Origin of the sequence: Mycobacterium sp. E342, from assembly GCF_001667665.1 — a bacterium.
Taxonomy (GTDB): Bacteria; Actinomycetota; Actinomycetes; order Mycobacteriales; family Mycobacteriaceae; genus Mycobacterium.
Map to the genome: position 1 here is coordinate 1 of NZ_LZJM01000330.1, position 1,297 is coordinate 1,297.

Sequence of the window (1,297 nt, forward strand, 5' to 3'; positions counted from 1 at the left end):
CTTTGGATGCTGACTTGTCGGTGCGGGCGGTGTTTGAGGCGCCCACCATCGCCCAGCTAGCACCCCGCATCCACGCCGGCGGTGGAGGTGGGGGTGAGCTGGCCCCGGTGGTGGCCGGCCCACGCCCGGAGCGGGTGCCGTTGTCGTTTGCCCAATCCCGATTGTGGTTCATCGACCAGCCATCCGCAGCGATATGGTGCACCACCGCCACCAACACGTACTCATCGGAGCCCAACCGGAAAAGCTCGGCACGGAACGGAATCTCGGTTGCCAAATCAAACCGATGCCCTGCTACTGCCGCGATGGCCTCCTCGAGCCGCTCGTGCGTCCACCCGGTCACATCAACGACGTCCCAGCCGAAATCGGCCCCCTCATGCGAGATCAGCTGCTGGTGGGGGACCCCATCAACCGCGGGGAACACCGTGCGCAGGCTTTCATGCCGGGCCACCACGTCGGCCAGCGCGGCCGCCAGGGCCTCCACGTCGAGTGGTCCCGTTAGGCGTACCGCGATGGGCATGTTGTAGACCGCAGACGGGCCCAGCAGCTGGTCGATGAACCACAATCGGGATTGGGCAAACGACAACGGCACCCGCTCCGGGCGTGGGCCGGCCACCACCGGGGCCAGCTCACCCCCACCTCCACCGCCGGCGTGGATGCGGGGTGCTAGCTGGGCGATGGTGGGCGCCTCAAACACCGCCCGCACCGACAAGTCAGCATCCAAAGAATTGTTGATGGCGGCGATCAGCCGCATCGCCGACAACGAATCCCCACCCAACTCGAAAAACGAATCGTCCACCCCCACCCGCTCGAGGCCGAGGATCTCGGCGTAGATGCCGGCCAGCAGTTCCTCAAGCAGACCACCCGGGGCGCGATAAGGAGCACCGGTGTAGTCGGGGGCGGGTAGGGCGCGGGTGTCGAGTTTGCCGTTGACCGTCAACGGCAGAGCCTCAAGCACCACAATCGCGGCCGGCACCATATAAGACGGCAACCGATCCGCGAGTTGGCTGCGGATGGCGACCGGATCGACTGCCCCAGTGTGGGATTCGGTGACATACCCGATCAGGCGCTTGTCGCCGGGGTGGTCCTCGCGGGCAATCACCACCGCCTGACCCACCCCATCCACATTGGCCAGGGCGGTGCGGATCTCACCCAACTCGATGCGATACCCACGGATTTTGACCTGCTCATCGACGCGGCCCACATAGCGCAGCTGCCCATCGGGGCCCCAACACACCAAATCCCCGGTGCGATACATCCGCGACCCCAGCGCCCCGAATGGACACGCCACAAACCGGGA

Annotated in this window: 1 protein-coding gene; it reads right to left on the reverse strand. The window is 65.9% G+C overall.

Translation table 11 applies throughout. The annotated features are described in order from the left end of the window. On the reverse strand, positions 1-1,297 hold a 1,297-nt coding region (locus A5692_RS26985), incomplete at both ends, for a condensation domain-containing protein (RefSeq protein WP_156766310.1).